This is a genomic window from Paracoccus sp. S-4012 (assembly GCF_009674885.1).
GTDB lineage: Bacteria > Pseudomonadota > Alphaproteobacteria > Rhodobacterales > Rhodobacteraceae > Paracoccus.
Genome location: NZ_WKKA01000001.1, coordinates 117613 through 144395, shown reverse-complemented (window position 1 = coordinate 144395; position 26783 = coordinate 117613). Strand labels below are relative to the sequence as shown.

Sequence of the window (26783 nt, the reverse complement as noted above, 5' to 3'; positions counted from 1 at the left end):
CTCATCTCCTCAAAGACCGCAGCCGCCGGCGGCGACGGTGATCTCCTGCCGCGCCACGAGGACCCGGCCGTCGTTCATCCGGGCGAGCGCACGGATCGGCATGGTTCCGATCAGCCGCAGCCGCACCGCGACATCCGCCGACCCCGCATCGGGGGTGAAGGTGAAGCGGCAGGCGAGCGGCAGCGGGTTCAGGTCCGCGATGAGGATCAGCTCCTCGCACCATGACGCCTCGGTGATCGGCTCGGTGACGTGGACCCGCACCGGCACGGCGGCCGGATTGTCGCCGAGCGCGGGCAGGTCGAGTTCCAGCCCCTCCATGATCGGCGTGGCGCCGCCCGCGAACGCGGCCGCGATATCGTCGGCGACGGCCGAGTCGAGTTGCGGCATGGCGAGCGAGGTGCCCTGCGCCTGCGCGGCGGAGGCCCCGAGGCCCGCCGCCGCCAGCCCGGCGAGCGCCGCGCCCCCCGCAAGGAGGTCGCGGCGCGTTGGCTCAAACACGAACGAAGTCATCAAACATCCCGTTGATCCAGACGAAGTCCTCGGCCATCAGATCGGGTGTGCGGACGTCGATATCAATCTGGGTCTGATGGACCTGATCGTCGGCGCCTACCTCGTAGTCGAACTCGACCGAGATCGCCTCGCGCGGGTCGCCGTTCACCAGCATGTAGCAGAGGTTGTCGGGCAGCGCCGCCACGACCTCCTCGCCGCGCACCCGCTGGCCGATATAGCCGGCGACGATCTTGCCGATGTAGTTCGCGACATGCGCGCTCTTCGGGTAATGGCCGAAATGCGGCGAGACCGCGCCCATCGAGTCGCCGACGATATAGACGTCCTCGTCGGTGTTGGCGTGGAACAGGCGCGGGTGCATGTCGGCCCAGCCAGTCGATTTCCCCTCGACGTCCTTCCCGATCAGGTCGGCGTAGAAGACCATGTCGGAGGCCTGGTGCGGCGGCATCAGGATGGCGTCGTCGAAGTCGAAATCGCCCGCCTCGGTCGAGATGCGCTTGTTGTAAGGATCGACCTCCTTCACCCGCGCATTCGGGACATGGGTGATGATGTCGGGATAGAGTTCCTCGAAGGCCGCGCGGTAGCCACCGCCGATCGGCGCCACCTGCGGTTTCGGATCGAGGATCACGATCTTTGCGGGAATGTTGTTGGTCTTGAAGTGCCAGGCCATGAGGCAGGCGCGCTCATAGGGCGAGGGCGGGCAGCGGTGCGGCGGCGGCGGCAGGGTCATCACGATGGTGCCGCCCTGGAAGCCGCGCACCCTGTCCTTCAGCCCGAGGACCTCGCCCTGCGGGATATAGGCCGAGGCGTAATGCGCGCGCGTATAGGCGGCCGCGGCCTTGTCGTCGCCGAACCAGGCGTCCCAGGCGTCGCGGATGCCGCCCGAGAGGATCAGGTAGTCGTAATCGACCACGCCCTTCGAGGTGCGGACGATCTTGCGGTCGCGCTCGATCCCCGTGACCTCGCACTGCACCAGCTGGTAGCCGTATTTGTTCGCCGGGCGCTGCATGTCGTGGATCAGGAAGCTGGTGTCCACCACGTCGATCAGCCACTTGTTCGAGAACGGGGCCGACCAGAAGGACGGGTTGCGCTCGAGCAGGATCACCTCGGCACCGGGCAGTTCCTGCTTGAGGTAGCGGGCGGCCGTCAGCCCGCCCCAGCCACCGCCGCAGATCACGATGCGCGGGGCGCTGCCGCTGCGGGGGAGCAGCTGCGTGTCCGCGCTCAGCGAGGCGGGCGCGGCGAGAAGGGGGCTTCCGGCGAGCGTGGCCCCGAGCGCGAGGGACGGCACGGCGGCGAGAAGGCTGCGGCGGCGGATGATCATGTCCGGGCTCCTGCGGGTGTGGGTTGCGGGGTGAGAGAGAGGCCCGCCGCGATGCCGGCGACGATGCCGGCAAGAGCGACGAGGCTGCCGATGGAAAGGGTCGAGAAGCCCGAGAGGCCCTGCCCGATGGAGCAGCCGAGGGCGAGGACGCCGCCGAAGCCCATCAGGCTGCCGCCCGCGACCGCGCCCAGCATCTGCCGGGCCGAGCCGAAGCCCTCGGCGCGGAAGCTGCGGGTCGCCAGCGCCGTGGCGAAGGCGCCGAGGATCGTGCCGCCGATGACGGCGACGGCGAAACCCGCCTGCCGCCCGGTCGCCAGCATCATCCACAGCATCCCCTCGCCCACCGGGCCGACGAAGCTGAGCGAGATGAGCGGCCTCGGGTCGAAGGGATCGTCGGTGGCGAAGGTGATCCACCAGCCACCGGCGATGGCGAGGCCGATGACCGCGGCGGCCAGCGCCTCGATCCGGCTGCGGCGGAGGACTGGCCAGGCGAACCAGCCGAGCGCGAGGGCGGGGAGGGCGATGGAGAGGCCGAGGGCGAGCGGCCCGGTCAGCCCCGCCGCCTGCAGCAGCTGCGGCAGCGCGGTCTCATCACCGCGCGTCCCCATCCGCTGCACCGCCATACGCAGCGGCGCCAGCACCCCGGTCAGCGTCGCCTGCGCCGCCAGCCCAAGGCAGAGCAGCACCAGAAGCGATCGCAGGTTGCCGCCCGCCAGCAGCACGAGCGAGCGCGCACCGCAGGCATTGGCAAGCACCATCCCGAGGCCGAAGATCACGCCCCCGGTCAGCATCGAGACCCACGGATTCGTCGCGTTCAGCTGCATCGCCGCGCCGAGATCGGTCGCGCCCGTCGCGTTCAACCCCTGCGTTGCCAGCAAGGCCACCAGCATGGCGAGCGCGAAGGCCCGCAGCGCCGACAGATCGCCCCCCGGCCGCAGCCCCTTCATCCCGCGCAGCAGACAGAAGGCCCCGAGCCGGGCCGCGACGCCGAAGACGGCGCCGAGGACGAGGCCGAGGGCCAGTCCGGTCACGCCCTGGTGCCCCAGATGTCGGCGCAGATCGAGGCATACCAGCCGGCGCCATACTCGGCCTCGGCCCGCCGGAACTCTGGCCCCACCTCGAGCGGGCTGACGCCGCCGGACCCTTCGATCTCGATCACGGTCCCGCCGTCCGCGGCATAGACGCCCGCGACCGAGATGCCGTAGCCGGGACCGATCAGGCTGTAGCAGGTGTTGGCGAAGCTCGCGGTCGGCGGCTCGCGCCCGGCAAGCTCGGCGATGATCGCGGCCGCGGCGACCTTGCCCTGGGTGTTGGCGCTGAAGCCGGACTTCGGCATCGGGTTGGCGATGGTCGCGTCGCCGAGGACGTAGATGCCCGGCACGAGCGCCGACTCGAACCGGTCGCCGCGGACCGGCACCCAGCCGGTCTCGTCGGTGACGCCCGCTGCCTCGGCGATCGCCCCGGCCTTCTGCGGCGGGATGACGTTCAGCACATCCGCCTTGTGGCGCTCGCCGAAGCCGGTGACGGCCTCGCGCGCGGCGGCGTCGACCTCGACCACCAGCCCGTCATCGGACTGGCTCACCCACTCGATCATGCCGGGATAGAGCGCCTCCCAGCCCTGCTGGAACAGCGGCTGCTTGGAGAAGCGCTCCTGCGAATCGAGGATCAGGATCTTGGAGCGCGGCTTCTCGGTCGTGAAGTAATGCGCGACCATGCTGGCGCGCTCGTAGGGGCCCGGCGGGCAGCGGAACGGGCCCTCCGGCAGGACCATGACGAAGGTGCCGCCATCCTCCATCGCGCGCAGCTGGTCGTGCAGAAGCTGCGTCTGCGGCCCGGCCTTCCAGGCATGGGGCGCCAGCGCGGCCGCGGCCTCGTCATAGCCGGCGAGCGCCCCCCAGCGGATGTCGATGCCGGGCGAGAGGACCAGCCGGTCCCAGGCGAGCTGCGAGCCGTCCGAGAGCGTGACCGTGCGGGCGGCCGCATCCACCCCCTCGGCCCGCGCATGGACCACCTCGACCCCGGCGGCGCGGAGATCGTCATAGCCGTGGGTGATGCTGTCGAGGTCGCGAAGGCCCCCGAGATAGAGGTTCGAGAACGGGCAGGTCACGAACCGCTCGTCCGCCTCGACCAGCGTGACGCGCAGATCGGGGTTCCCGCGCCGCAGGTAGCGGGCCGCCGTCGCGCCGCCGAAGCCGCCGCCGACGACCACCACATGCGCCGCCGCCTGTCCGCGCGCGAGCGACGGCAGCGCAAGCGCGCCCATGCCCACGCCGATGCCCTTGAGAACGCTGCGCCGCGCGATCATTGCCCCACCTCCGCGAACCAGCGGGCAAGCGCCCGGATTTCGGCCTCGCCATAGCCCTTCATCAGCCGCGGCATGATGGTCGCCTTCGGGTCCTCATCGGCCCGGAAGGCCAGCATCTTCGCCGCCGCCTCGCCCTCCGGCAGCCCCGCGATCGAGGGGATCGCGCCCGGCGAGCGCCCGTCCGGCCCGTGGCAGTTGGCGCAAGGCCCGGCCATCACGGCGAGGTCTGCGGGATCGATCTCCTGCGCCTGGGCGGGGGCGAGGCCCGCCGCAAGGGCGAGCGGGACAGCTAGGCGGATCATGGGGCCTCCTCTGCGGCGATGGTCAGTTCGTCGTAGCCGGAGCGCGGACAGGGCGCCCGGCCGAAGCGCAGGCCGGGCAGGATCAGGGCCACGATCTCGGCCGTGGTGCGGACCTGCGAGCCGGGCAGCAAGTGGCCGCCGAAGACACGGCCCTCGGGGTCGGCGATGGCGATGTGCAGATGCTGGTGGCGCGGGTCGATGGTGCCGGAGAGCGAAGTGATCTCGAACCGGCCCTCGTAGAGCGTGCCTTCGGCGGCATCGGCATGGCGGATCAGCACCCGCGTCAGGCTGCCCGCGCAGGCGACCACCGCCATGGCCGGGGCATCCGCCCGCCGCTGCAACGCGCGCAGGCCCGCGATCAGATCCGCGCCCGGCAGCAGCCGCAGGGCGGCGAAGATGCCCGGCGAGGTGGCCGCCGACGGGTCGGCAGCAAGGGCAACAGGGGACGGAACGGCCACGCGCTCTCCGCTTGCAGGATGTCGGAACCTGGGCAGCCCGAACCGGGCATCGATCAACCAAGGCGCATCCGCGGCCTTGTCACGGGTGTAGCGGCGAGGACGGTCGTGAGTCAACGCGGGGGCGCGGCACGGCGACGCTCGCGGCGAGCACCCGGCGTTCAGACCACGATGTCGGCCAGCACCTCGTCCACCGTCTGCAAGCGGCAGTAGCCGCCGAACGCTTTCAGCGCGCCCGCGTGACGCTCGGGCGTGTAGCTGGCGCAGGCGTCATGGGCGCAGACCATGTAGAAGCCGCGATCGGCCCCGTCGCGCACCGCCATGTCCACGCATTGATCGGTCAGGAACCCGGCGACGATCACGTTCTCGGCCCCGAGATTGCGGAGCAGGTAATCCATGTTGGTCGAGTTGAAGACGCCCGAGGAGGTCTTCGGCACCACGATCTCGTCGCCCGCCGGCGCCACCGCGTCGATCACTCGCGCGAGCGGCGAGCCCTTGGGAATGTGCATGTTCGACAGCTTGTGGTCGAGCGAGCGGTCGCGGCCGTCGAGCGTCAGCGACTCGATCACCGTATAAACGACCTCGACCCCCGCCGCCCGGGCGCCTGCCAGCAGGCGCTGCATGGCGGGCAACGCGTTCTGGCGGAGTTCGCGGACGAAATCCGGGTGCTGCGCCTCGACCTCGGGCGACACCTCGGCGTTCTGGGCGTCCACGATCAGGACCGCGGTGCGCCGCGGGTCCAGCTTGCGGTCGCGGCCGGTGTAATGCGCCAGAGTGGTTCCGGCAGCGGTCATTCATGCCTCCATCATGCAAGCGACCGGCCTGGGAGGGGCCGGCCGCACCGCCTTTCATCTGGTTCACTGGCCTTCGGGACGCCAGATCTCCTCGACGCTGAACGCGCCGCCCTGCATCTCGACGATCGAGATCGGCTTCGGCGGCACCATGCTCTCGCGCGTGTAGCTGATCGTCCCCGTCACAGCCGGGAAGTCCCGCGTTTCGGCCAGCGCGTCGCGGATCGCTTCCGGCTCGGCCGAACCGGCGCGGGTGATCGCGTCCGCCAGCAGCTTCACCGCGTCATAGCCCAGCGGCGCGAAGCTGTTTTCCGGCGGGTGGCCGTATTCGGCGGTATAGTCCTCGATGAACTGCGCCACCTCGGGCCGGTCGTCGGCCAGATAGGTGTGGGTCGAGAACCACACGTCATTGGCCAGCTCCGGCCCCGGCATGGTTGAGATTAGCCGCGTGTCAAAGCCGTCGCCCGAGATGATCGGCATCTCGATGCCGGCCTCGCGGATCTGCTTGACGGTCAGCCCCGCCTCGGCCGGGATGGCCGAGATGAAGACCGCATCCGGCGCCGGGTCCAGCGCCGCGAGCCGCGCGATCTGGGCCGAGAAGTCGGTGTCGCCGATCATGAAGCTGTCTTCGGCGGTGATGGTGCCGCCCTTCTCCTCGACCCGCTGCTTGAAGAACTGCGACAGCGCCTTGGTGAAGTCCATCGACTGGTCGGTCCAGACAGCGAAGCTGTCGTGGCCCAGCGTGTCCATCGCATAGTCGGCGATGGCAAAGGACTGGTCGTCGTCGCCGAAGGCGGTCATGAACATGTGGTCGCCGACCCAGGCGGGCAGTTCCGGGTGCGTGGCGCCCGAGGTCAGGAACGGGATACCCGCCTCCTGGAAGAGCGGCGCGCCGGCCATCACGAAGGTGGTGTCGGACTGGCCGAAGCCCGCGGCGACGCCTTCGGACAGCACCCGCTGGGCGTTGATCGCGGTCTCCTGCTGGTCGGTCTTGCCGTCCGGCGCGATGATCTCGATCTGGCGGCCGTCGAGCAGCCCGCCAGCCTCGTTGATCTGCTTGGCCGCGAGTTGCGCGCCCGCGAGCGAGGGGCCGTCGAGCGAGGACATGCCGCCCGTGAGGTTGTAGAGCGCGCCGAGCTTGATCGCCTCCTGCGCCATCGCGCCTGAGGCGAGGACGAGGCCGATGGCCGTCGTCGCGCCGAACAGTCTTGTCATGGTGCTTCTCCCCCTGCCGGTCGTCGGGCGACCTTGGCCGGGAGTGTGTCAGCAGCCGCTTCGGCCTGTCAAACGAAACATACATTTCGGTGGAACGCGGCGGCTTTGTCTGTTTCGATACAGGCTGGTGGCAGGGAGCGGGCGTGGCGCAGGTAGAGGCAGAGGCGGCGGGCGACCTTCAGGCGCGGTTGCAGGACATTGCGTCGTCCCTGAGCGCGCGCGAGCTTCGCGCCGCTCGGCACCTCGCCGCGAACTTCCCTATCTCCGGCCTTGGCACCGTGGCGGAACTGGCGGAGGCGAGCGGGGTCAGCACCGCGACCGTGCTGCGTCTGGTCCGCCGCCTTGGCTTCGCGGGTTACGCGCAGTTCCAGGCGGCGCTGAAGACCCAGCTGGAGATCCGGCTGCAATCGCCGCTGATCCGGCTCGAGCGGAGCGAGGGCGCGGGCACGGACTTCCTCGACGCCTATTTCGCGCGGCTCGCCCGCGACATGGAGGAATTGCGGACGGGCATGGACCGCGCCGCCTTTCGCGCCGTCACGGCGCTGCTGGCCGATCCGAAGCGCGACCTGCACGTCATCGGCGGCCGCTACTCCGGGCGCGTGGCGCATTATTTCGCTGACCTGCTGGCCTCGGTGCGGCCGCGGGTGCGGGCAGTGGACCCGGACGCGCAGAAGCATCCGCAGCACCTACTAGGGATCGGACGCGCCTCGGTCCTCTGCGTCTTCGACGTGCGCCGCTATCAGGATGACGTCGTGGATTTCGCCCGCCTCGCCGCCGCGCAGAAGGCGAAGGTGGTGGTGCTGACCGACCCGTGGCTCTCGCCCGCCGCACGGGTTGCGGACCATGTGCTGACCTTCCCGATCGCCTCGCCCTCGATCTTCGACGTGATGACCGGGGCGATGGCAGTGGCGGATGCGCTGCTGGGCGCGGTTGCCCATGCCAGCGGAAGCGAGGGGCGCGAGCGGATGGCGCGGCTGGAGGCTCTGCGCGACGCGCAGGCGCGGCTCGCGGCAGACAAGACAAGGACAGGGACCGGCCAATGATGCGTCAGGAAATCACCACCATCTGCACCAGCGACATCGGCGGGCAGACGCGCGGCAAGGGCTACCCCACCCGCGACCGCGAGCGGCGGCTGGAGCGGGGGATCGGCTGGACGCCCACCAACGCGCTCATCACGCCCTTCGGCAAGATCGCCCCATCGCCCTGGGGGCCGTTCGGCGACTTGGTGATGCACCCCGACCCGGCGACCGAGACGCGGATCGACTTCGGCGACGGCAGCGCGGTCGAGGGCTTCGTCATGGCCGACATCTGCCATCTGGACGGCACCCCTTGGGAGGTCTGCACCCGCGGCTTCCTCAACCGCGTGCTGAAGGCTCTGGACGAGCGCCACGGCCTCTCGGTCCGCGCCGCCTTCGAGCACGAGTTCGCCTATTTCGGCGCTGACGAGCAGCCGAACTCGCCCTACGCGCTCGGCGCCGTGCGCCGCCTCGGCCCGTTCGGCGAACTGTATCTGGCCGCGCTCGATCAGGCCGGGATCGAGCTCGACACCTTCATGGCCGAATACGGGCCCAGCCAATACGAGGTGACCGTCGGCCCCGCCATCGGGGTGCGCGCCGCCGACCATGCGGTGCTGGTCCGCGAACTCGCCCGCGCGACGGCGTGGCGGCTGGGCGAGCAGCGGGTCAGCTTCGCCCCGCTGCTGCGCCCGGATGCGGTCGGCAACGGCGTGCATGTGCATTTCTCGCTGTTCGAATCCGCCACCGGGCGGCCGGTGAACCACGATCCCGACCGGCCCGACGGTCTCTCGGAATCCGCCGGGCGCTTCATCGAAGGCATGCTGCGGAAGATGCCGGCCTATCTGGCACTCACGGCCTCCTCGCCGGTCAGCTACTACCGCCTCACCCCGAACCGCTGGAGCGCTGCCTATAACAACCTCGGCTACCGCGACCGCGAGGCCGGGGTGCGGATCTGCCCGGTGTTCGACCCGACGCGGATCGCGAAGCAGTATCACTTCGAGTATCGCGCTGCGGATGCGACCGCGAGCCCATACATGGTCCTCGGCGCCATGCTGGCGGCCGGACTGTGGGGACTCGACCAAGGGCTCGACCCAGCCCGCGTGTTCGAGGGCGCCCCGCAGCATTTCGACGATGCCCACAACGAGGCGCGGGGCGTCCGCCGCCTGCCGCTGTCGCTCACCGACGCGCTCGACGCCTTCGAGGCCGACGAGGACCTGACGCCGATCATCACGCCGGTGCTGAAATCTGCCTTCCTCGCCTTCAAGCGCTTTGAGATCGGCCTGCTGAAGGACCTCCCGCCCGAGGCCCTCTGCGCCCGCTACGCCGAGGTCTACTGACCCATGCGGGCGACCAGGCTGTCCGTCGTCTCGGTCACGCAATAGCCTCCAAACGCGGCGAGCGCCGCGCGGTGCCGCGCGCGGGTGTCGGTCGCGCAGCCGTCCTCGACGCAGATCATGTGATAGCCGCGGTCGGCCCCGTCGCGGATCGTGTGGTCGCAGCATTGATCGGTCAGGAACCCTGTCACGATCACCGTGTCGATGCCGATGTTCCGCATCAGGTAGTCGAAATTGGTGGAGTTGAAGAGCGACGACGAGGTCTTCGGAATGACCATCTCGTCCGGCCCCGGCGCAAGCTCCGGGATCACACGGGCGTTATGCGAGCCCTTGGCGATGAAGAAGTCCGACAGCTTGTAGTCGAGCGAGCGGTCGCGCCCGTCGAGCGTCTCGTTCTCCATCACCGTGTAGACGACCTCGATGCACCGCTCGCGGCAGGCGGCGATCAGGCGGGCGATGTTGGGGATCACGAAACCCCGCGCGTCCTCGTAGAACTCCGGCCGCGGCTGGCGGGCCGGCTCGTCCAACACCCAGTTCTGGGCGTCGATCACCAGCAGCGCGGTGCGGGCGGCGACCAGAGGCTGGGCGCGGGTGGCGAAGACGTCCTGCGGGCGAGGTTTGGTCATCGAGAAAGCTCCGGCCGGAAGAAGCGGATCAGCCAGCCCGGCTCGCCCGAGCCGAACAGCCCCTGCGGGCGGAAGCGCAGCACCAGCACGAGGGCCAGCGCCACCATCATCTGCGACAGACCGTACAGGCCCATCCCCTCCTCGAGCGGCTTCAGCCCCTCGCCCATGAGCGTGATGGCGACGGCGGCGATCACCGCGCCGGTGATGGAGCCGGTGCCGCCGATCACCACCATCACTACGAGGTTGAACGCGAGCGTGATCCCGTAGCTGCGCGGCGTGACGACCGTGATCAGATGCGCCATCAGCGCCCCCACGATCCCGGCCATCACCGCGCCGAGGACGAAGGCCACCAGCTTCACGCGCGCGGTGCGGACGCCGATGCACTCGGCCGCGAGCTGGTCCTCGCGCGTGGCCATCATGGCGCGGCCGAGCGAGGAGAACTTGAGCCGCCAGACGATCACCAGCACCGCGATCATCAGCCCCGCGCACCACCAGATGTCGGTCTTTCGCGGGATGCCCGACAGTCCCGAGCCGCCACGCGTGATCCCCTGCCAGTTGAGCGCCAGCCCCTGCACGATCACGATCAGGCCCAGCGTGGCGACGGCGAGGTAATGCCCCTTCAGCCGCAGCACCACGAGTCCGATCAGCCAGGCAGCGACCCCCGCCGCCACTGCGCCGAGGGCGACCGCCACCACGAACGGCGCCTGCCACGCGGCCAGCGCCTCGGGCAGCCCCGAGAGCATCGTGGACTTCCGCGCCACCGGATAGCCCAGCACCGCCGCCACATAGGCGCCGATCATCATGAAGGCCGGGTGCCCGAGCGAGAACATGCCCGTCAGGCCGTTGGTCAGCTGCAAGGAAACGGCCAGCGCCACGTTCAGGCAGACCAGCGCCGCCAGCGTCGCGCCATAGGCGCTGAGGACGCTGGAGGCGAGCCAGAGCGCCGCCAGCAGCAGCGCCACAAGAGCTGCCAGCCGCAACCCGCCCGCGAGGGGCCGCGCCTGCGGCAAGGCGAGCGCGTCAGGCACGTTCTTCGACATGGCGCATGAACAGCCCCGAGGGCTTCACCAGCAGGATCACGATCAGCAGCAGGAACACGAAGGTGTCGCGATAGGACGCGTATTCCGGCGGCAGCAGGCCCACGAACAGCACCTCGGCCATGCCCAGCAGATAGCCCCCCAGCAGCGCCCCGCCGATGGAGCCGACGCCGCCGATCACGCAGGCGATGAAGGCCTTGAGTCCCGGCGCCGCCCCCATCAGCGGGTCGATCTGCCCGAACTTGCCGCCCCACATCAGCCCCGCGATGCCCGCCAGCGCCGAGCCCATCCCGAAGGCCGCGAGGATCGTGCGGTTGACCGGCACCCCCATCAGCCGCGCCGCCAAAAGGTTCTCGGAGGTGGCCCGCATCGCCGTGCCGAGCCGGGTGCGGTAGACCACGAACAGCAGCACCGCGATCAGCACCACCGCAAGCACGATGATCGCCACGTCTGTCATGGAGGCGCTGACGCCGCCGAGGCTGACCCTCTGGCGCATGAAAGCGGGAAACTGGAACGTCCGCTGTTGGCCCGACAGCAGCAGCAGCGCCCCGTTCTGGATCAGCACCGACACCGCCAGCGTGGCGATGAAACCCGTAACCTGGCTCGCCCCGCGCATGGGGCGGAATACCGCGGCCTCGATCGTCATGCCGGCGGCGGCGCCGATCACCAGCGCCAGCATCGCCACCATCGACCAGGGCACGCCCGCCTGCACCATCGCCAGCGACGCGAAGGCGCCGACCATCACCACATCGCCATGCGCGAAGTTGATCAGCCGGACGATCCCGTAGATCATCGAGAAGCCGATCGCGATCAGCGCGTAGAGGCTGCCGAGCGAGAGGCCGTTCACCAGCTGCTGGAACAGATACTGGCTCACCCGAGGTCCCCCAGATAGGCGCGGCGCACCTCGTCGTTCCGGGCGAGGTCGGCGCCCGTGCCGGTGAGGGTGATGCGCCCATGCTCGAGCACATAGCCGCGGTCGGCGATCTCGAGCGCCATGGCCGCGTTCTGCTCGATCAGCAGGATCGTGGCGCCCTGAGAGCGCAGTTGCTCGATCACGTCGAAGATGCGCTCGATATACTGCGGCGCGAGGCCCAGCGACGGCTCGTCCAGCAGAAGCAGCACCGGCTTTGACAGCAGCGAGCGGCCCATGGCCAGCATCATCTGCTCGCCCCCGGAGAGGGAGCCCGCCGCGAGTTTCGCTCGTTCGGCGAGGATCGGGAACAGTTCGTGGACCCGGTCGAGTTCGGCCGGCAGGTTCTCGCGGTCGGTCCGGGGGTAGGCGCCCATCATCAGGTTCTCGCGCACGGTCAGCGAGCGGAAGATCTGCCGCCCCTCGGGGCAGTGGACCACGCCCGCGCGCACGATCGCCTCGGGCGCGAGGCGGGTCAGGTCGATTGCGCCGTCGGGACCGTCGAAGGCGATGCGCCCGGAAAGCGGCCGCAGCAGCCCCGAAATGGCCTGCAAGGTCGAGCTTTTCCCCGCTCCGTTCGCGCCGATCAGCGCCACGATCTCGCCCCGGCGGATGTCGAGCGTCAGGTCGTGCAGCACATGCGTGGCCCCGCGGCGCAGGTTCAGGCCCTCGATGGCCAGCAAGGGCGCGTTCATGCGGCGCCCGCGCGGGTGCGGCGGGTGCCGAGATAGGCCTCGATCACCGCCGGGTCGGACTGGATCTCGCGCGGTGCGCCTTCGGCCACGAAGCGGCCGCGGTTCAGGACCTGGATGCGGTGGCAGAGCGCCATGACCAGGCGCATGTCATGCTCGACCAGCAGGACGGTGATGCCATGCCGGTTCACCAACTCGCGGATCAGCGCCGTGAGCCCGGCGGTCTCGGACGGGTTCAGCCCCGCCGCCGGTTCGTCCAGCAGCAGCACCTGCGGGTCCGAGGCCAGCGCGCGGGCAATCTCCACCCGCCGCCGGTCGCCATAGGACAGATCACCCGCCCGCCGCCCGATATGCGGGCCGAGGCCCACAAGCTCGACCACCCCCGCCGCGCGCTCGCGGATTGCCGCCTCGGCCCGCCAGAAGCGCGGCAGTTGCAGCATCGTCGGCCACAGGCCCGCGCCGAGGCGCATGTGCCCGCCGCTCATCACGTTGTCGAAGACGTTGAGGTCATCAAACAGGCGGATGTTCTGAAAGGTCCGCGCCAGCCCGGCACGGGCGAAGCGGTGCGCCGGACGGCCGGTCAGATCCTGCCCGTTGACCGCGACCCCGCCGGCGGAGGGGCGCAGCACCCCGCTCAGCATGTTGAAGACCGTGGTCTTGCCGGCGCCGTTCGGCCCGATCAGCCCGACGAGGTCGCCTTGCGCAAGCCGCAGATCGTAGCCCTCCACGGCCGTGATGCCGCCGAACCGCCGCGTCAGCCCTTCGGCCGAGAGGATCGTCTCGCTGTCGATGGTCCCGTTTCCCCTGCGCCCCGGCGCGAAGGCTAGCAACAGAGCCGGCGGGCGGTCAATCATCGCGGACATATTGCCCCGGCTCGGCATCTTTGTATGATTTGTGTCACGCCCCGACAGACGGAAAGCACCCGCTTGCCACGCCTTCTCGCCCCTCACGAGCCGCCGCCGCTGGATGTCTTCAACGACGGGGGCGCCTCCGATTTCGTCGTGATCTGCGAGCATGCCGGGCGGCTGATCCCGGAGTCGCTGCGCAGCCTCGGCCTGCCCGAGAGCGAGTTGACCCGCCACATCGCGTGGGACATCGGCGCCCGCGGCATCGCCATGGCGCTCGCCCGGAAGCTCGACGCGCCGCTCTTCATGCAGCGCTACTCGCGGCTCGTCTGCGACTGCAACCGCCGCCCGGATGTGCCGGGCTTCGCCCCGGTCCTGAGCGAGGCGACCGAAATCCCCGGCAACATCGGCCTCACGGCCGAGGATCGCGCTACGCGCGCCCGCGAGATCTTCCACCCGTTCCACGACCACGTGACGGCGGTCCTCGACCGCCGCGAGGCCGCGGGGCGGCGCACGCTGCTGGTCACGATCCACAGCTTCACGCCGGTCTTCCTCGGCGTCCCGCGCCCCTGGGAGATTGCGGTCCTGCACAACCGCGACATGACGCTCTCGCCCACGATGCTGGAGATCCTGCGCCAGACCTCGCATCACGTCGTCGGCGACAACGAGCCCTATCGCGTCAGCGACGACACCGATTACGCGATCCCGGTCCACGGCGAGGCGCGCGGGCTGCCCTGCGTCGAGATCGAGATCAGGAACGACCTGGCCGAGGGCGAGGACGCCGCGGAACGCTGGTCGTCGCTTCTGGCCGAGAGCCTGACGGCCGCCGCCGCGCGGCTTCAGGGGGTGCCGCCGCCCTGTCCGTGAGGTAAGACGGTCCCGCACAAAGGCAGGGAGCTTGGCATGGCGCAGAAGGTTGCACTGGTCACTGGCGCGTCGAGCGGGCTTGGCGAGCATTTCGCGCGGGTGCTGGCCGCCGACGGTTTCCGCACCGTGCTCGCCGCGCGGCGGCTGGACCGGGTCGAGGGGATCGCTTCCGAGATCCGGGAGGGCGGGGGCGAGGCCTCGGCGGTGGTGATGGACGTCACCGACCCGGCCTCGGTCGCCGCCGCGCTCGAGGGCATCCGCGGCCGGATCGACGTGCTCGTCAACAATGCCGGGATCAGCCGCGCCGAGCCCGCCCTGACCCAGAGCGTCGAGGATTTCGACGCGGTGATCGACACCAACCTGCGCGGGGTCTTCGTCGTGGCGCAGGCGGTGGCGCGGCGGATGGCCGACCAGGGCGGCGGCGCGATCGTCAACATCGCCTCGATCCTCGGGCTGCGCGTGGCCGGCAGCGTGGCGGCCTATGCAGCGTCGAAGGCGGCCGTGATCCAGCTCACCAAGGCCCTCGCGCTCGAATGGGCGCGGCACGGCATCCGCGTCAACGCGCTCTGCCCCGGCTATGTCGAGACGCCGCTCAACCGCGAGTTCTTCGCCACGGACGCGGGCAAGGCGCTGATCCGTCGCATTCCGCAGCGCCGCCTCGGGCAGCTGTCGGACCTCGACGGTCCGCTGCGGCTGCTTTGCTCGGACGCGTCCAGCTACATGACTGGCGCGGTCATCGCCGTGGACGGCGGCCACCTTGTTTCCAGCTTGTGAGGGCATCATGGATTTCCGCATCTCCCCCGAAACCGAGGACACCCGCGCCCGCATCGCGCGCTTCGTGGCGGACCGCATCCTGCCGCTGGAAGCCGACCCCGGAAGCTACGACGAGCACCAGAACATCCGCATCGAGTTGCTGGACGAACTCCGGGCGCAGGCGCGCTCGGAAGGCCTCTGGTGTCTGCAGCTGAAGAAGGAGACCGGCGGCGGGGGCCTCGACAAGGTCGGCATGGCGGTCTGCTACGAGGAGATGAACCGCTCGATCTTCGGCCCGGCGGTGTTCAATTCGGCCGCGCCGGATGACGGCAACATGATGGTGATCGAGGCGCTCGGCACCGACGCGCAGAAGGACTGGTGGCTGAAGCCGATCGTCGAGGGCAAGGTGCGCTCGTCCTTCGTCATGACCGAGCCGCATCCGGGCGGCGGCTCCGACCCTGGCATGATGCTGACCCGGGCCGAGCGCGAGGGCGACGACTATGTGATCACAGGCCGCAAGTGGTTCATCACCGGCGCCGGCGAGGCCGAGCACTTCCTGCTGCTCGCCCGCACCTCCGACGACGCGCGGCGCGGGCACACCTGTTTCCTCTTCCACCGCGACGATCCCGGCTGGGAGATCCTCCGCCGCATCCCGATCATGGGCCCGGAGGAGCATGGCGGCCATTGCGAACTCGCGTTCGACGGGCTCCGCATCCCCTCGCGCAACGTGGTGCTGGCCGAGGGCCGCGGCCTCAAGGTCGTGCAGACCCGCCTCGGCATCGCCCGGCTGACGCATTGCATGCGCTGGCTCGGCCTCGCCAAGCGCTGCGTCGAGATCGCCATCGACTACGCCGAGCGCCGCGAGGGCTTCGGCATCCGCCTGATCGACCGCGAGAGCATCCAGATCATGCTCGGCACGCTCTGCGCCGACATCGAGGTCGGGCGGCTGCTGGTCATGCGCGCGGCCTGGGAGATCGATCAGGGCCGCTACGCGCAAAAGGAGGTCTCAACCGCCAAGGTGCATGTCGCGAACCTGCTGCACCGCGCGGCCGACATCGGCATCCAGATCAACGGCGGGCGCGGCTACTCGACCGACACGCAATTGGAATGGATCTACCGCTACGCCCGGCAGGCGCGGCTGGTGGACGGCGCGGACGAGGTGCACCGGATGGTGCTGGCCCGGAAGCTCTCGGAGGAGGGACGCAACTACTGGTCCTGGCCGGTCGAAGGACAGGCCTCGTGAGCGGGCCGGTCGATTTCGAGCCCGCGCGGCTGGAGGCCTGGCTCGACCGGCATTTCGGCACCGCCGAGCCGATCGAGCTGACGCGGATCAGCGGCGGGCAGTCGAATCCGACCTATGTGCTCCGGCGCGGGGGCGACCGCTACATCCTCCGCAAGCAGCCGAACGGACCGCTGCTGAAGGGCGCCCATGCGATCGACCGGGAATACCGGATCATGGCGGCGCTCGCGCCGACCGAGGTGCCGGTGCCGCGCATGGTCCATTTCGAGCAGGACGCGGCGATCCTCGGCACGCCCTTTTACCTGATGGCCTTCGTCGAGGGCCGCGTCTTCGACGACGCCGCCCTGCCTGAGTCCGCCCCGGAGGAACGCCGCGCGCTCTATCTTGCCATGGCCGAGACCCTCGGCCGCCTCCACGCCGTCCGCCCTGACACCATCGGGCTGGGCGACTTCGGCCGGCCCGGCAACTATTTCGAGCGGCAGATGAACCGCTGGACCGGGCAGCTGGAGGGCTCGACCGGCCAGCCGTCGCCGCAACTGGCCGAACTCGGCCGCCGCCTGCGCGCGGTGATGCCCGAGGACGACGGCCTCACCTCCATCGCCCATGGCGACTTCCGCCTCGGCAACCTCATGTTCCACCCGACCGAGCCGCGCGTCGTCGCGGTCCTCGACTGGGAACTCTCGACCCTCGGCCACCCGCTCGCGGACCTGGGCTTCTGCGCCATGCCCTGGTTCACCGCGCCGGATGAATATGGCGGCATCAAGGGCCTCGACGTGCCCGGCATCCCGCGCCTCGACGAGTTCACCGCCGCCTACCGCGCCATGATGCCCAACGCCCCGCCCCTGCGCCCCTTCCACGTCGCCTTCGCCCTCTTCCGCTTCGGCGTGATCTTCGTCGGCATTTCCGACCGCGCCGCCGCGGGGACGGCCGCCGACGCCAACGCCCACCGCTTCGCGCCCTTGGCGGAACGGTTCGGGGTGCGCGGGCTGGAGGTGCTGGACGGGACGGCGGGGCTGCTCTAGCCCGCTTGCCCGATGATCTCGGCCAGCGCCGAGATCGCCAGCGTGCGCGGGTCGCGGGAGGAGGGCAGGACCCCGATCGGGCCCTGTATCCGCGCCGTGTCGGCCTCCGGCACGCCCAGTTCGTGCAGCCGCATGAGCCGCGCGGCTTGCGTGGCCCGGCTGCCTTGCGCGCCGATGTAGAAGGCCTCGGAGCGGACGAGGCGGCGCAGGATTTCCGGTTCGTAGTCGTGGTCGTGGTAGAACAGCACCGCCGCGGTGCGGGGATCGACGCGCAGCGCGGCGATGTCGTCCAGCCGCGTGAGCCGCTGCGTCTGGCAGCCGGACTCGCGGGCGGCATCGAGGCAGGCGTGGTCATGCGAGACCAGCAGGTGATCGTAGCCGAGGTCGTGGACGAGGCTCGCGAAGACGATGGCCTCGGGACCGGCACCGAAGACGACGAAGCGGATGTCGGGCTGGAAGCCGATGGCGTAGCCCTCGGGGGTGGGGCCAGTCTCGCGGTAAGGCGCGCAGGTCAGCGCGCCGCCGGGCGCGATGTGGAGCGCCACGGGTTCGCGGTCGCGGCGGGCGGCGTCCAGCTTCGCAAGCGCCCCGCGGTCGCACGGCAGGAACAGCTCGACCTCGATCGCACCGCCGCAGGGAAGGCGCAGGTCGAGGAAGGGCGAGCCCTCGCCGTAGCGCAGCCGCAGGGGCTCGCCGGTGCGGCGGACCTCGGCGGCGCGCAGCGTAATGTCGGCTTCAACGCAGCCCGAGGTGATCGCCCCGGCGAAGCGGCCATCGGCGGCGATGGCCGCGGCCGCCCCGGCGAGGCGATAGGCCGGGCCATGCGTCGCGGTCAGGACGGCAAGCACCGTCCCCTCGCCCCAGTCGAGCGCCGCCCGCCACGGGTCGAGCAGCGCCGGATGCCCAGCCAGCGAGCTCCGCATCATGTCCAGCACGTCCGCCATCACCGCATCTGTAGCACGATCACGCGGTCGCTGAACGGGTCCGTGCGCTCGCGCAGCTCGCGCACCTCCTCGGGCGTCACCGCGTCGCCGGTGTTGCCCCAGGAGGTCCGCACGAAAGTGGCGAGGTCGGCGATCTCGCGATCGGTCAGCTGCACCCGGTAGGGCGGCATCCGGTAGCTGTCGGGCACGCCGTCCGACACCACGCGACCGGCGCCGTTCAGGATGATGTTGATGACCGAGGCCGGCGTGTCGGCGAGGACCGAGGACGGCCCGGCCAGCGGCGGGATGAACGTGCCGCGGTTCTGCCCGTCGCGGCCGTGGCAATAGCTGCATTTTTGCAGGTAGAGCTGCGCGCCCGGCTGCGCCTCGGCCATGCCGCCCGCGAAGCTCGCGGTGGTGGTCTCGTCATATTCCCACAGCGGCTCGGACGCGCGCGGCAGCGACTTCATGTAATGCGCCATTGCCCGCAAGTCGGCCTCGGTCATGAAGGCGGTCGAGTTGTTGAACGCCTCCATCATCGAGCCGAAGACCACGCCATGCTCGTTGCGGCCCTGCTTGAGGAAGGCCACCAGCTCGTCCTCGGACCAGCGGCCGATGCCGTTCCCGGACCCGCCGCGCAGGGGCGGCGCATACCAGCCGTCGAGCAGCGCGCCCGACAGGAACGCCGGGTCGGTCTCGTCGTAGCCCTGCTCGTTCATCGCCACCCCGCGCGGGCTGTGGCAGGAGCCGCAATGCCCGCCCGCCTGTACCAGATAGGCGCCGCGGTTCCAGAAGTCGCTTTGCTCCGGGTCCGGCTCGAAGCTGTCGGTCGGCGCGAAGGCGATATTCCAGGCCTCGATTGGCCAGCGGATGTTCAGCGGCCAGGCGATCTCGGAAGGCGGGTTCGGCTGCGCCACCGGCTCGACGTGGTTCATGAAGTAGTCGTAGAGCGCCGCCACATCCTCGTCGCTGAGCTTGGCGTAGGAGGGATAGGGCATCGCCGGGTAGAGGCGCCGCCCGTCCGGCGCGACGCCGCGGCGCACGGCGCGGTCGAAATCCGCAAGGCTGTAGTTGCCGATCCCGTGCTCGGGGTCGGGGGTGATGTTGGTGGCATGGATCGAGCCAAGCGGCGTGCCCATCTCCAGCCCGCCCGCGAAGGGCTGGCCGTCATGGGTCGAGTGGCAGGCGACGCAGTCCGAGACGCGGGCGGCGTATTGCCCGGTCTCCAGCGGCATTGCGGCCGCCGCCTGCACCCCGTCGAAGGGGCTCGAGGGCAGCCGCGTACCATACCAGTAGGCGGCCACGACTGCCGCCACCGCGACCACCGCCAGCCGGGCGAACCAACGTGCAAAAGCTCTCAATTCTCTGTCCCTTCGTCAGCCGGACGGCGCGCCCTCAGGCTTCGCCGCCGCCCCAGCTGAGGTCATGTTCGCGGTAGGGTTGGCTGCGCGGCCGCTTGCCGGTGATCTGCGCGATGGCCGAGGCCAGCGCCGGGCCGACCGGACCCACCGGAGGCTCACCGATCTCGTCGTAGCGGTCGTGGTCGGTCAGGCCCTCGAAGTGGATGTGGATCTCGGGCGTGTCGGCCATGCGGATCAGCGGGTATTCGTCGTAGTTGCCCTCGACGATGCGACCGTTCTGCACGTTCAGCTTCTCGTTCATGGCGAGGTTCAGCCCGAAGATCGCGCCGCCCTCCAGCTGCACCTGCACCGCGTCTCGGTTCATCACCCGGCCGCTGTCGAAGGCCACGTCGATCCGGTGCACCTTGACCCGGCCCTCGGTCGAGACCTCGGCATGGACCACGGCGCCGAGCGTGGTGCCGTGCTGCGGACGGCCGCCCATGCCCCAGTTGCCGATGGCGACCCCGCGCGCCTGCCCCGTCGGGAGGGGCGTGCCCCAGCCGGATTTCTCCTTCAGGACGTTGAGGATCTTCACCCAGCCCTCATCCTCCCACTTCTCGTAGATGCGGATGCGGTAATCGAGCGGATCGGCGCCGGCGGCCTCGGCCAGCTCGTCGATGAAGCTCTCGTGGAAGAAGACGAAGGAGTTGTAGCCGGGGCCGCGCAGGGGACCGGCCTTGATGTGGAAGTCGCGCACCACGGTGCTCTCGATCTGCGCGTTCGGCACCACCAGCGGGAAGGCGGTGTTGGCCAGGCCGTTGGAGAAGAAGCCGGGACCGCCGGAGACCCGCATCTGCAGGGCCGAGGGCAGGCCGTCGTCATCCAGCCGCGCCTTCATATGCGCGCCCATGAGCGGGCGATAGCGGCCCTGGCGCACGGATTCCTCGCGGCTCCAGATGACCTGGACGGGCACGCCGGGATAGCCCTTGGCCACCGCCACCGCCATGCGGGTGTCGTCGCCGAAGACGCGCCGGCCGAAGCCGCCGCCGACATAGGTCTGGTGGAGCTTGACCTGCTCGGGGGCGAGGCCGGTCTCCTGCACGGTCACGAAAAAGGCCTGCTGCGTGTGCTGCGCCGGGGCCCAGACCTCGGCGCTGTTTTCGGTGATGAGCGCGGTGCAGTTGAGCGGCTCGAGCTGGACGTGGTCGCAATAGGGAGTCAGGTATTCCGCCTCGACCACCGTGCCGCCGGCCTCGAACTCGGCCGCGACATCGCCGACCGACAGCTCGACCGTCTCGCCGGGCGCGCGGACCGCCGCCATGGCGGCCTCTTCCATCATCTCGATGTTCAGCCACTTGGCGCCGGGACCATCGTCCCAGACCACCGGCAGCGCGTCGAGGGCGGTACGGGCCTGCCAGTAGTGATCGGCAATGACCGCGATGGCGGAGCCGGTGACCGAGGCCCCCAGCGGGAAGGCCGGCTTGATGCGGTCGGGCTCGCCCGGCTCGGTCGGCTTCACCTCGACCACGGCGCGGACGCCGGGCATGTCGCGGATCGCCTCGAAGTCGTAGCTGACCAGCTGCCCGCCCATCACCGGCGACTGGCGCAGCGCGGCATAGACCATGCCCGGCGGGCGCACGTCGAGGCCATAGACGGCGCGGCCGGTGACGATCTCGGGGATCTGGATCTTGGCCGGGCTGGCCTTGGTGAGGAAGGTCCATTCCTCGCGCGGCTTCGGCGCCGGCTCCTCGGCCAGCGTGACGGCGGCGGCGGCGGCCACGAATTCCGCATAGGGCGCCGACTGGCCGGAGGCGTGGGACAGCACGCCCTCCTCCGCGGTGATCTCGCTTGCGTCCACGCCCCAGGCTTCGGCCGCGGCGGCCTTCAGCCGCTCGCGCGCGCCGGCGGCGGCGGTCATGTAGGCGGTGCGGCGATCCTCGAAGGTCGAGCGGCCGGAGAAATAGCCCAGCGGCCCGCCGACCTCGGAATAGACGCCGCCGAGAGCATGGTCACGCTCGGGCGCGGCGTATTCGGCCCGGATGTCCTCCCAGCGGCAGGCCAGCTCCTCGCGGATGTAGGAGCAGGCCTGCGTCACCACGCCGTTCCCGATGTCGGGATGGGTGACATAGACCGTCACCTTGCCGGTCGGGTCAATCTGCAGCCAGGGCGTGAACGCCGCCCCTTCGCCGAAGCTGTCCCAGGGCTTGGCCCCGAGCGTCGCCGCCACCACCGGACGGCTGAGGCCCATGACGAGCGCGCCACCCGTTCCCAGCATCGTCGAGATGAAGCCGCGCCGCGAGAGTTTCATATGTTCGGTCATGTCGTCCCCCTCAGGCCTTCAGCAGTTCGGCTGCGCGATGGATCGCCTGCCGCACGCGCGGATAGGTGCCGCAGCGGCAGATGTTGTCGACATAGAGGTCGATATCGGCGTCCGACGGCTCGGGGATGTCCTTCAGCAGCGCGGCGGCGGCCATGACCATGCCCGACTGGCAGTAGCCGCATTGCGGCACGTTCATCTCGGTCCAGACCTTCTGCAGGACATGCTCGCCCTCGGCGCCCAGCCCCTCGATCGTGGTGATCTTCACGCCCTCGGCGGCCTCGACCGGGAACTGGCAGGACCGCGTCGCGACGCCGTCGATGTCCACGGTGCAGGCCCCGCATTGCGCGATGCCGCAGCCGAACTTGGTGCCGGTCAGCCTCAGATGATCGCGCAGCGCCCAGAGCAGCGGCGTCTCGGGCGCGGCATCGACTTCCATGTCGGTGCCGTTGACGTTCAAGGTGAAAGCCATTCTGGGGAACCTCCTCGGGACCGGACGGGTCACTTCCTGCGGCATGTTGACGCGCCGGGACGGAAGGGGCAAGTCTAAATGGACATGGAGGCCCACTTGGCCGCGACCCTGCTGGCTGAAGGCGGCGTGGACGAAGAAAGAACCCTGCATTTGGTTGCGCCAAAGCGAAGCAAAGGGGGCACGATCATGGCTGCGACCCGCCTCGCCTGCTGCGTGACCGCCCTTTCCCTCGCCGCGCCCGCATGGGCGCAGGATCCGGCCCGCGGGCTGGCGCTGATGCGGGACTCCCAGAAGGGCAACTGCTCGATCTGCCATCTCGTGCCGGGGATCGGCCTGCCGGAGGACGCGCAGGGGAACATCGGTCCATCCCTCGCGGGCGTCGGCGCACGGCTGAGCCTCGCGGAACTGCACGCGCGGATCACCGACGCGCGGATTGGCAACCCGGACACGATGATGCCGCCCTATGGTACCACCGAGGGGCTGGTCGACGTCGATCCGCGCTACCGTGGTCGCCCGATCCTGACGCCGGGAGAGATCGGCGATGTGGCCGCCTATCTCTCTGGCCTGACCGAGGACGCGCCATGATTCTCTCGCGCCGCACCGCGCTCCTGGGCCTCGCCGCCACCATCCTGCCGCTGCCGGTATGGGCCACGCCCGAGGAAGTCGCGGCCGAGATCGTGAAGCTGTTCGGCAGCACCCCGCTGGAGGACGGCCCGATCACGATCGACCTGCCCGCGCTGGCCGAGACTGGCAACTCGGTCCCGATGACGGTCGCGGTCGAGAGCCCGATGACCGCGGACGACCGCATCACCCGCCTCGCCGTCTTCGCCGAGCAGAACCCCCGCCCGCTGAGCTGCGAGGTGCGCTTCGGACCCATGGCGGCCGAGCCGCGGCTTGTGACCAACATCAGGCTTGCGGCGACGCAGACGGTGGTCTGCGTGGCCGAACATTCGGACGGCCGCCTCATGGCCGCGCGGGCGGATGTGCGGGTCGTGGTCGGCGCCTGCACCGCCCTGCCGGGGAGATACTGATGTTCAACACCCGCATCCTCGTGCCCGAGACGGCGAAAGCGGGCGAGTCCGTTGAGATCCGCGTGATGATCATGCACCCGATGGACACCGGCTTCACCTTCACCACCCAGGGCGAGCGCATCCCGGTCGACATCATCACCGATTTCACCTGCACCTATCTGGACGAGGAAGTGGTCCACATCCGCCTCGCCCCCGGCCTCTCGGCGAACCCGCTGTTCTCGTTCCGCCTCCGAGCCGAGCGCACGGGCACGGTCGCGTTCCGCTGGGTGGACCAGCATGGCGCGGTCACCACCGACGACGCCACGCTGACCGTCACATGATCCGCCACGCCGCCCTCCTCGCCCTCATGGCGACGGCGGCGCAGGCCGAGGCGCCGGTCTCGGGCTACGCCTTCATGCAACCCGAGACGCAGGCGCTTCAGGACGACGCATTCGCCAATCCGGGGATGCTCTGGGTCGATCTCGGGCGCGAACTGTGGAACCGCCCCGAGGCCAGCGGCGACAGCTGCGCCGGTTGCCACGGGGGCCCTGAGACCCTGCGCGGCGTCGGCGCCCGCTATCCGGCATGGTCGGCGACGGAGGGCCGGGTCGTCAGCCTCGAGCAGCAGATCAACCTCTGCCGCGAGGGCCGGCAGCAGGCCGTCCCCCTGCCCTATGGCAGCCGCGAGCTGCTGGCCCTCTCGGCACTCGTCATGCACCAGTCCCTCGGCCTGCCGCAGGCGGTCGCGACCGATGGCCCCGCCGCGGAGGCCTACGTCCGAGGCCGCGATTATTTCGAGACCCGCCGCGGCCAGCTGAACCTCTCCTGCGCCAACTGCCATGTCGAACAGGCGGGCAGCCGCCTGCGCGGCGAGACGATCAGCCAGGGGCAGGTCAATGGCTTCCCGATCTACCGCCAGCTCTGGCAGGACATCGGCTCGGCGGGCCGCATGATCGCCTGGTGCAACGAGGCCGTCCGCGCCACGCAGCTGGAGGAAGGCTCGCCAATGGCCGTCGAGCTGGAACTCTACCTGCGCGCGCGCGGGAACGGGCTGGCGATCGAGAGCCCGGCGGTGCGCCGCTGAGCCGACGCCGCGTCAGTCGGGAACCCGTTTGGTCGGGCGCGACATATCGGATAGCCTGACCGCAGCAACGAGGCCGCCATGACCGACTCGCTTCCCAGATCAGACCGCCCGCTGCGCTCGGACGCCACGCGCAACCGCGCCGCGCTGATCGACGCCGCGGCCAGGCTCTTTGCCGAGCGGGGCTTCGACGTGCCGATGGCCGAGATTGCCGCCGAGGCCGGGGTCGGCCGCACGACGCTGCTGCGGAACTTCCCGACCCGGATGGAGCTCGCCTCGGCCATCTTCGAGCAGAGCATGGGCAGCATGCGCGCCCTCGCCGCGCGGCAGACCGGCGAGCCGGGCGACTTCACGGCGCTCTTCGACATGAAACTCAGCCTCTATGTCCGCAACGCAGGCCTCTCGCAGGCCGTTCAGAAGGAGCGCGGCGAGAGCGACAGTTTTCAGAACGAGCGCCGCGAGATCGCCGACCTGCTGCTGACCGCCGCCCGGCCCGCCATCGACGCGGGCCTGATGCGCCCGGACGTGACGGCCGAGGCCTTCATGGTCCTGCAGCAGGCCATGGCCGGCGCGATCACCCCCGGCCCGACGCCCGAGGACCGCGCCGAGCGTGCGCGCCTGTTCCGCGCGCTGATCCTCGACGGGCTGATGCTCGCCTGAGGCGATCCGCCCGGACGCGGTCAGCCGCCCTCGTATTCCGCCTCGAGCCCGTCGATCATCGGCTTGCGCACGGTGGACTGGCGCGTCTGGAAGCTTGCGACCAGCCCGCTGCCCTCGCCCACATCGCCGCCCTCCTTCAGCGTGGTGAGCGCCTGGGTCATCCCCGCAAGCGCCGCCTGCAGCGCCACGTTGGCGTAGAGGACCAGCGAAAAGCCCATCTCGGCCAGTTCCGCCCGCGGCAGCAGCGGCGTGCGGCCGCCGACGACGAGGTTCACCAGTTGCGGCGCGTCGATCTCGGAGGCGACGCGGGCCAGTTCCCCGGCGCTCGTCGGGGCTTCGAGGAAGATGATGTCCGCCCCTGCCTCGCGATAGCTCCGGGCGCGGTCGATGGCGGCGTCGAGGCCCTCGATCGCGCGGGCGTCGGTGCGGGCCATGATGAGGGTGGCTTCGTCGCGGCGGGCGTCGGTCGCGGCGCGGATCTTCACCGCCATCTCGGCGGCCGGGATCACCGCCTTGCCGGTGAAATGCCCGCAACGCTTGGGCATCACCTGATCCTCGAGCTGGATTGCGTTCGCGCCCGCGCGCTCCAGCGTGCGGACCGCGTGCCAGGTGTTCACCGCGTTGCCGAAGCCGGTGTCGGCGTCCACGACCAGCGGCAGCTCCACCGCGTCGCGGATCGCGCTGACATGGTGGGCCATGTCGGTCAGGCCCATGAAGCCTTGGTCGGGCAGGCCGAACCAGGTGTTGGTGACGCCCGCGCCGGTGACGTAGCAGGCCTCGAAGCCGAGGTCCTCGATCAGCCGGGCGGTGAGCGCGTTGGCCGCGCCGGGCAGCAGCGCCCCGCGGCGGGCGTCGATCAGCGCCCTCAGGCGGGCGGCGGGGGTGTCGGTCATGGCGGCCTCCTTCGCGGTCGCGGCCTCGCTAGGACCGCGCGGCGCGGGCGTCAATCGCCGGGACCGGCGGCGCGCGCGCCTTCGATGCCGTGGCGGGTGAGCGCGTCGGCCACCGCGCCCCCGGCGACCAGTTCCGCGACGAGCGAGGTCAGCGCCCCGGCCGCCGCCTCGCCGCGGCTGCGGGCGAGGGCCACGGCTTGCCGGATCGTCATGAAGGCGCCGGGCAGCACGCGCAGGCCGGGGTGGCGGGCGGCATCGGCCTCCATCTGCTGGCGGATGCCGGCGGCGGCCTCAAGGTGTTGCGCGAGAAACTGCGGCACCACCTCGGGCGAAGTCGGGGCCTCGACCAGCCGCGCTTGCCGCAGATGCCGCGCGAGGTGCAGGGCATAGGCGCTGCCGCGCCCGGCGGCGATGCGGACGCCGGGGGCGTCCACGTCCTCGATCCGCCGCAAGGGTGATTCCGCGCGGACCAGATAGGCGCCCTCGATGATGACGATGGGCGACGTCCAGGCGATCTCGCGCCCGCGCTCGGGGTCGATGGCGAAGAAGCCGATATCGGCCCGGCCGCCCGCCACCGCCGCGACCGAGCGGGGCGCGGCCTCCACCGGCAGCAGCACCGCCTCGCGTCCCAGACGCGCAGCAATGGCGCGCGCGAGGTCCACCGACACGCCCTCCGGCGCCCCATCCGCCCCAAGCCGCGCGAGGATCGGGTTGCCGAGATTGATCGCGGCGCGCAGCGGCCCGGCGGGGGCGAGAAGGTCGGCGGGATCGGGCATTCGCGGCCCCCTCTGGATTGTCCCGGCCGTCAACATATGTCTTAGCCATCCCGAGGCGGCAAGCCGGACC

General features: G+C 70.4%; 30 protein-coding genes. 11 read left to right on the top strand and 19 right to left on the bottom strand.

The window, feature by feature from the left end:
* Positions 1-9: 9 nt before the first annotated feature.
* From GI374_RS18985 to GI374_RS00640, 8 genes are all read right to left on the bottom strand, one after another.
* Positions 10-498: a thiosulfate oxidation carrier protein SoxY gene (locus GI374_RS18985; protein WP_370515072.1), complete on the bottom strand. Its 489-nt coding sequence runs from the start codon at positions 496-498 to the stop codon at positions 10-12.
* Positions 491-1831: an FAD-dependent oxidoreductase gene (locus GI374_RS00670; RefSeq protein WP_154335093.1), complete on the bottom strand. Its 1341-nt coding sequence runs from the start codon at positions 1829-1831 to the stop codon at positions 491-493. The genes GI374_RS18985 and GI374_RS00670 overlap by 8 nt, the downstream gene beginning before the upstream one ends.
* Complete coding sequence (locus GI374_RS00665; protein WP_370515071.1) at positions 1828-2862, bottom strand: YeeE/YedE family protein; 1035 nt, start codon at positions 2860-2862, stop codon at positions 1828-1830. The genes GI374_RS00670 and GI374_RS00665 overlap by 4 nt, the downstream gene beginning before the upstream one ends.
* Positions 2859-4136, bottom strand: a complete 1278-nt coding sequence (locus GI374_RS00660; protein ID WP_154335092.1) for an NAD(P)/FAD-dependent oxidoreductase — start codon at positions 4134-4136, stop codon at positions 2859-2861. The genes GI374_RS00665 and GI374_RS00660 overlap by 4 nt, the downstream gene beginning before the upstream one ends.
* On the bottom strand, positions 4133-4438 hold the full coding sequence (locus GI374_RS00655) for a c-type cytochrome (protein ID WP_154335091.1): 306 nt from the start codon (positions 4436-4438) through the stop codon (positions 4133-4135). The genes GI374_RS00660 and GI374_RS00655 overlap by 4 nt, the downstream gene beginning before the upstream one ends.
* Entirely contained in the window at positions 4435-4896 is a 462-nt protein-coding gene (locus tag GI374_RS18785; protein ID WP_195759795.1) for a PPC domain-containing DNA-binding protein, read from the bottom strand. The genes GI374_RS00655 and GI374_RS18785 overlap by 4 nt, the downstream gene beginning before the upstream one ends.
* 158 nt (positions 4897-5054) lie before the next feature.
* Positions 5055-5687 carry an isochorismatase family cysteine hydrolase gene (locus GI374_RS00645; protein ID WP_154335089.1) on the bottom strand — a complete coding sequence of 211 codons (633 nt, stop codon included), beginning with the start codon at positions 5685-5687 and terminating at the stop codon, positions 5055-5057.
* A gap of 63 nt (positions 5688-5750) precedes the next feature.
* Positions 5751-6899, bottom strand: coding sequence for an ABC transporter substrate-binding protein (locus tag GI374_RS00640; protein WP_154335088.1), 1149 nt, complete (start codon positions 6897-6899; stop codon positions 5751-5753).
* A gap of 143 nt (positions 6900-7042) precedes the next feature.
* On the opposite strand from GI374_RS00640, the gene GI374_RS00635 reads away from it, so the two are divergent.
* Together GI374_RS00635 and GI374_RS00630 are read left to right on the top strand one after the other, a co-directional pair.
* A complete protein-coding gene (locus GI374_RS00635; RefSeq protein ID WP_154335087.1) occupies positions 7043-7942 on the top strand; it encodes a MurR/RpiR family transcriptional regulator in 900 nt (299 codons plus the stop codon).
* The gene (locus GI374_RS00630) at positions 7942-9252 is read left to right on the top strand and encodes a glutamine synthetase family protein (RefSeq protein WP_229582421.1); all 1311 of its coding nucleotides are present in this window, start codon (positions 7942-7944) and stop codon (positions 9250-9252) included. The genes GI374_RS00635 and GI374_RS00630 overlap by 1 nt, the downstream gene beginning before the upstream one ends.
* Here GI374_RS00630 and GI374_RS00625 read toward each other — a convergent pair.
* Genes GI374_RS00625 through GI374_RS00605 form a run of 5 tightly spaced genes read right to left on the bottom strand, consistent with a single transcriptional unit; the run spans position 9246 to position 13344 of the window.
* Positions 9246-9875 (bottom strand): cysteine hydrolase family protein, encoded by a 630-nt coding sequence (locus tag GI374_RS00625; protein ID WP_154335085.1) that lies wholly within the window; start codon positions 9873-9875, stop codon positions 9246-9248. The genes GI374_RS00630 and GI374_RS00625 overlap by 7 nt on opposite strands.
* The gene (locus tag GI374_RS00620) at positions 9872-10915 is read right to left on the bottom strand and encodes a branched-chain amino acid ABC transporter permease (protein ID WP_154335084.1); all 1044 of its coding nucleotides are present in this window, start codon (positions 10913-10915) and stop codon (positions 9872-9874) included. Before GI374_RS00620 ends, GI374_RS00625 begins: the two co-directional genes overlap by 4 nt.
* On the bottom strand, positions 10896-11786 hold the full coding sequence (locus GI374_RS00615) for a branched-chain amino acid ABC transporter permease (RefSeq protein WP_154335083.1): 891 nt from the start codon (positions 11784-11786) through the stop codon (positions 10896-10898). The genes GI374_RS00620 and GI374_RS00615 overlap by 20 nt, the downstream gene beginning before the upstream one ends.
* The gene (locus tag GI374_RS00610; protein ID WP_370515109.1) at positions 11783-12505 is read right to left on the bottom strand and encodes an ABC transporter ATP-binding protein; all 723 of its coding nucleotides are present in this window, start codon (positions 12503-12505) and stop codon (positions 11783-11785) included. Before GI374_RS00610 ends, GI374_RS00615 begins: the two co-directional genes overlap by 4 nt.
* An 8-nt stretch (positions 12506-12513) precedes the next feature.
* On the bottom strand, positions 12514-13344 hold the full coding sequence (locus GI374_RS00605) for an ABC transporter ATP-binding protein (RefSeq protein WP_229582419.1): 831 nt from the start codon (positions 13342-13344) through the stop codon (positions 12514-12516).
* Between the two features lie 96 nt (positions 13345-13440).
* On the opposite strand from GI374_RS00605, the gene GI374_RS00600 reads away from it, so the two are divergent.
* The 4 genes from GI374_RS00600 to GI374_RS00585 are packed head-to-tail and all read left to right on the top strand — an operon-like array spanning position 13441 to position 17241.
* The gene (locus GI374_RS00600; RefSeq protein WP_229582417.1) at positions 13441-14226 is read left to right on the top strand and encodes an N-formylglutamate amidohydrolase; all 786 of its coding nucleotides are present in this window, start codon (positions 13441-13443) and stop codon (positions 14224-14226) included.
* 36 nt (positions 14227-14262) lie between these two features.
* Positions 14263-15000: an SDR family NAD(P)-dependent oxidoreductase gene (locus tag GI374_RS00595; RefSeq protein WP_154335079.1), complete on the top strand. Its 738-nt coding sequence runs from the start codon at positions 14263-14265 to the stop codon at positions 14998-15000.
* A gap of 7 nt (positions 15001-15007) precedes the next feature.
* The gene (locus GI374_RS00590) at positions 15008-16222 is read left to right on the top strand and encodes an acyl-CoA dehydrogenase family protein (RefSeq protein ID WP_154335078.1); all 1215 of its coding nucleotides are present in this window, start codon (positions 15008-15010) and stop codon (positions 16220-16222) included.
* Entirely contained in the window at positions 16219-17241 is a 1023-nt protein-coding gene (locus tag GI374_RS00585; RefSeq protein WP_370515070.1) for a phosphotransferase family protein, read from the top strand. The genes GI374_RS00590 and GI374_RS00585 overlap by 4 nt, the downstream gene beginning before the upstream one ends.
* Here the strand turns inward: GI374_RS00585 and GI374_RS00580 are convergent.
* The 4 genes from GI374_RS00580 to GI374_RS00565 are packed head-to-tail and all read right to left on the bottom strand — an operon-like array spanning position 17238 to position 22293.
* On the bottom strand, positions 17238-18185 hold the full coding sequence (locus GI374_RS00580) for an XdhC family protein (protein ID WP_154335077.1): 948 nt from the start codon (positions 18183-18185) through the stop codon (positions 17238-17240). The genes GI374_RS00585 and GI374_RS00580 overlap by 4 nt on opposite strands.
* The gene (locus GI374_RS00575; RefSeq protein WP_229582415.1) at positions 18185-19525 is read right to left on the bottom strand and encodes a cytochrome c; all 1341 of its coding nucleotides are present in this window, start codon (positions 19523-19525) and stop codon (positions 18185-18187) included. Before GI374_RS00575 ends, GI374_RS00580 begins: the two co-directional genes overlap by 1 nt.
* 34 nt (positions 19526-19559) lie before the next feature.
* A complete protein-coding gene (locus GI374_RS00570; protein ID WP_154335076.1) occupies positions 19560-21824 on the bottom strand; it encodes a xanthine dehydrogenase family protein molybdopterin-binding subunit in 2265 nt (754 codons plus the stop codon).
* A gap of 10 nt (positions 21825-21834) precedes the next feature.
* On the bottom strand, positions 21835-22293 hold the full coding sequence (locus GI374_RS00565) for a (2Fe-2S)-binding protein (RefSeq protein ID WP_154335075.1): 459 nt from the start codon (positions 22291-22293) through the stop codon (positions 21835-21837).
* Between the two features lie 186 nt (positions 22294-22479).
* Between GI374_RS00565 and soxX the strand changes: the two genes are divergently transcribed.
* The 5 genes from soxX to GI374_RS00540 all read left to right on the top strand — a co-directional run bounded on the left by soxX (position 22480) and on the right by GI374_RS00540 (position 25044).
* Complete coding sequence (gene soxX, locus GI374_RS00560; RefSeq protein WP_195759794.1) at positions 22480-22878, top strand: sulfur oxidation c-type cytochrome SoxX; 399 nt, start codon at positions 22480-22482, stop codon at positions 22876-22878.
* Positions 22875-23324 carry a thiosulfate oxidation carrier protein SoxY gene (locus tag GI374_RS00555; protein ID WP_154335073.1) on the top strand — a complete coding sequence of 150 codons (450 nt, stop codon included), beginning with the start codon at positions 22875-22877 and terminating at the stop codon, positions 23322-23324. The genes soxX and GI374_RS00555 overlap by 4 nt, the downstream gene beginning before the upstream one ends.
* A complete protein-coding gene (gene soxZ / locus GI374_RS00550) occupies positions 23324-23644 on the top strand; it encodes a thiosulfate oxidation carrier complex protein SoxZ (RefSeq protein WP_154335072.1) in 321 nt (106 codons plus the stop codon). The genes GI374_RS00555 and soxZ overlap by 1 nt, the downstream gene beginning before the upstream one ends.
* Entirely contained in the window at positions 23641-24387 is a 747-nt protein-coding gene (soxA, locus tag GI374_RS00545; RefSeq protein ID WP_154335071.1) for a sulfur oxidation c-type cytochrome SoxA, read from the top strand. Before soxZ ends, soxA begins: the two co-directional genes overlap by 4 nt.
* 78 nt (positions 24388-24465) lie before the next feature.
* On the top strand, positions 24466-25044 hold the full coding sequence (locus GI374_RS00540; protein WP_154335070.1) for a TetR/AcrR family transcriptional regulator: 579 nt from the start codon (positions 24466-24468) through the stop codon (positions 25042-25044).
* A gap of 20 nt (positions 25045-25064) precedes the next feature.
* Here the strand turns inward: GI374_RS00540 and GI374_RS00535 are convergent, their stop codons facing one another.
* Positions 25065-25937, bottom strand: coding sequence for an oxaloacetate decarboxylase (locus GI374_RS00535; protein ID WP_154335069.1), 873 nt, complete (start codon positions 25935-25937; stop codon positions 25065-25067).
* Between the two features lie 50 nt (positions 25938-25987).
* Entirely contained in the window at positions 25988-26713 is a 726-nt protein-coding gene (locus tag GI374_RS00530; protein WP_154335068.1) for a transporter substrate-binding domain-containing protein, read from the bottom strand.
* Positions 26714-26783 lie beyond the last annotated feature (70 nt).

What these genes read in the sequence shown, in the direction of transcription:
- GI374_RS00670 (WP_154335093.1), bottom strand. Translation starts at nt 1,831, where the DNA reads ATGATCATCCGCCGCCGCAGCCTTCTCGCCGCCGTGCCGTCCCTCGCG.
- GI374_RS00660 (WP_154335092.1), bottom strand. Translation starts at nt 4,136, where the DNA reads ATGATCGCGCGGCGCAGCGTTCTCAAGGGCATCGGCGTGGGCATGGGC.
- GI374_RS00655 (WP_154335091.1), bottom strand. Translation starts at nt 4,438, where the DNA reads ATGATCCGCCTAGCTGTCCCGCTCGCCCTTGCGGCGGGCCTCGCCCCC.
- GI374_RS00645 (WP_154335089.1), bottom strand. Translation starts at nt 5,687, where the DNA reads ATGACCGCTGCCGGAACCACTCTGGCGCATTACACCGGCCGCGACCGC.
- GI374_RS00640 (WP_154335088.1), bottom strand. Translation starts at nt 6,899, where the DNA reads ATGACAAGACTGTTCGGCGCGACGACGGCCATCGGCCTCGTCCTCGCC.
- GI374_RS00630 (WP_229582421.1), top strand. Translation starts at nt 7,942, where the DNA reads ATGCGTCAGGAAATCACCACCATCTGCACCAGCGACATCGGCGGGCAG.
- GI374_RS00625 (WP_154335085.1), bottom strand. Translation starts at nt 9,875, where the DNA reads ATGACCAAACCTCGCCCGCAGGACGTCTTCGCCACCCGCGCCCAGCCT.
- GI374_RS00620 (WP_154335084.1), bottom strand. Translation starts at nt 10,915, where the DNA reads ATGTCGAAGAACGTGCCTGACGCGCTCGCCTTGCCGCAGGCGCGGCCC.
- GI374_RS00595 (WP_154335079.1), top strand. Translation starts at nt 14,263, where the DNA reads ATGGCGCAGAAGGTTGCACTGGTCACTGGCGCGTCGAGCGGGCTTGGC.
- GI374_RS00590 (WP_154335078.1), top strand. Translation starts at nt 15,008, where the DNA reads ATGGATTTCCGCATCTCCCCCGAAACCGAGGACACCCGCGCCCGCATC.
- GI374_RS00580 (WP_154335077.1), bottom strand. Translation starts at nt 18,185, where the DNA reads ATGGCGGACGTGCTGGACATGATGCGGAGCTCGCTGGCTGGGCATCCG.
- GI374_RS00570 (WP_154335076.1), bottom strand. Translation starts at nt 21,824, where the DNA reads ATGACCGAACATATGAAACTCTCGCGGCGCGGCTTCATCTCGACGATG.
- GI374_RS00565 (WP_154335075.1), bottom strand. Translation starts at nt 22,293, where the DNA reads ATGGCTTTCACCTTGAACGTCAACGGCACCGACATGGAAGTCGATGCC.
- soxX (WP_195759794.1), top strand. Translation starts at nt 22,480, where the DNA reads ATGGCTGCGACCCGCCTCGCCTGCTGCGTGACCGCCCTTTCCCTCGCC.
- GI374_RS00555 (WP_154335073.1), top strand. Translation starts at nt 22,875, where the DNA reads ATGATTCTCTCGCGCCGCACCGCGCTCCTGGGCCTCGCCGCCACCATC.
- soxZ (WP_154335072.1), top strand. Translation starts at nt 23,324, where the DNA reads ATGTTCAACACCCGCATCCTCGTGCCCGAGACGGCGAAAGCGGGCGAG.
- soxA (WP_154335071.1), top strand. Translation starts at nt 23,641, where the DNA reads ATGATCCGCCACGCCGCCCTCCTCGCCCTCATGGCGACGGCGGCGCAG.
- GI374_RS00540 (WP_154335070.1), top strand. Translation starts at nt 24,466, where the DNA reads ATGACCGACTCGCTTCCCAGATCAGACCGCCCGCTGCGCTCGGACGCC.
- GI374_RS00535 (WP_154335069.1), bottom strand. Translation starts at nt 25,937, where the DNA reads ATGACCGACACCCCCGCCGCCCGCCTGAGGGCGCTGATCGACGCCCGC.
- GI374_RS00530 (WP_154335068.1), bottom strand. Translation starts at nt 26,713, where the DNA reads ATGCCCGATCCCGCCGACCTTCTCGCCCCCGCCGGGCCGCTGCGCGCC.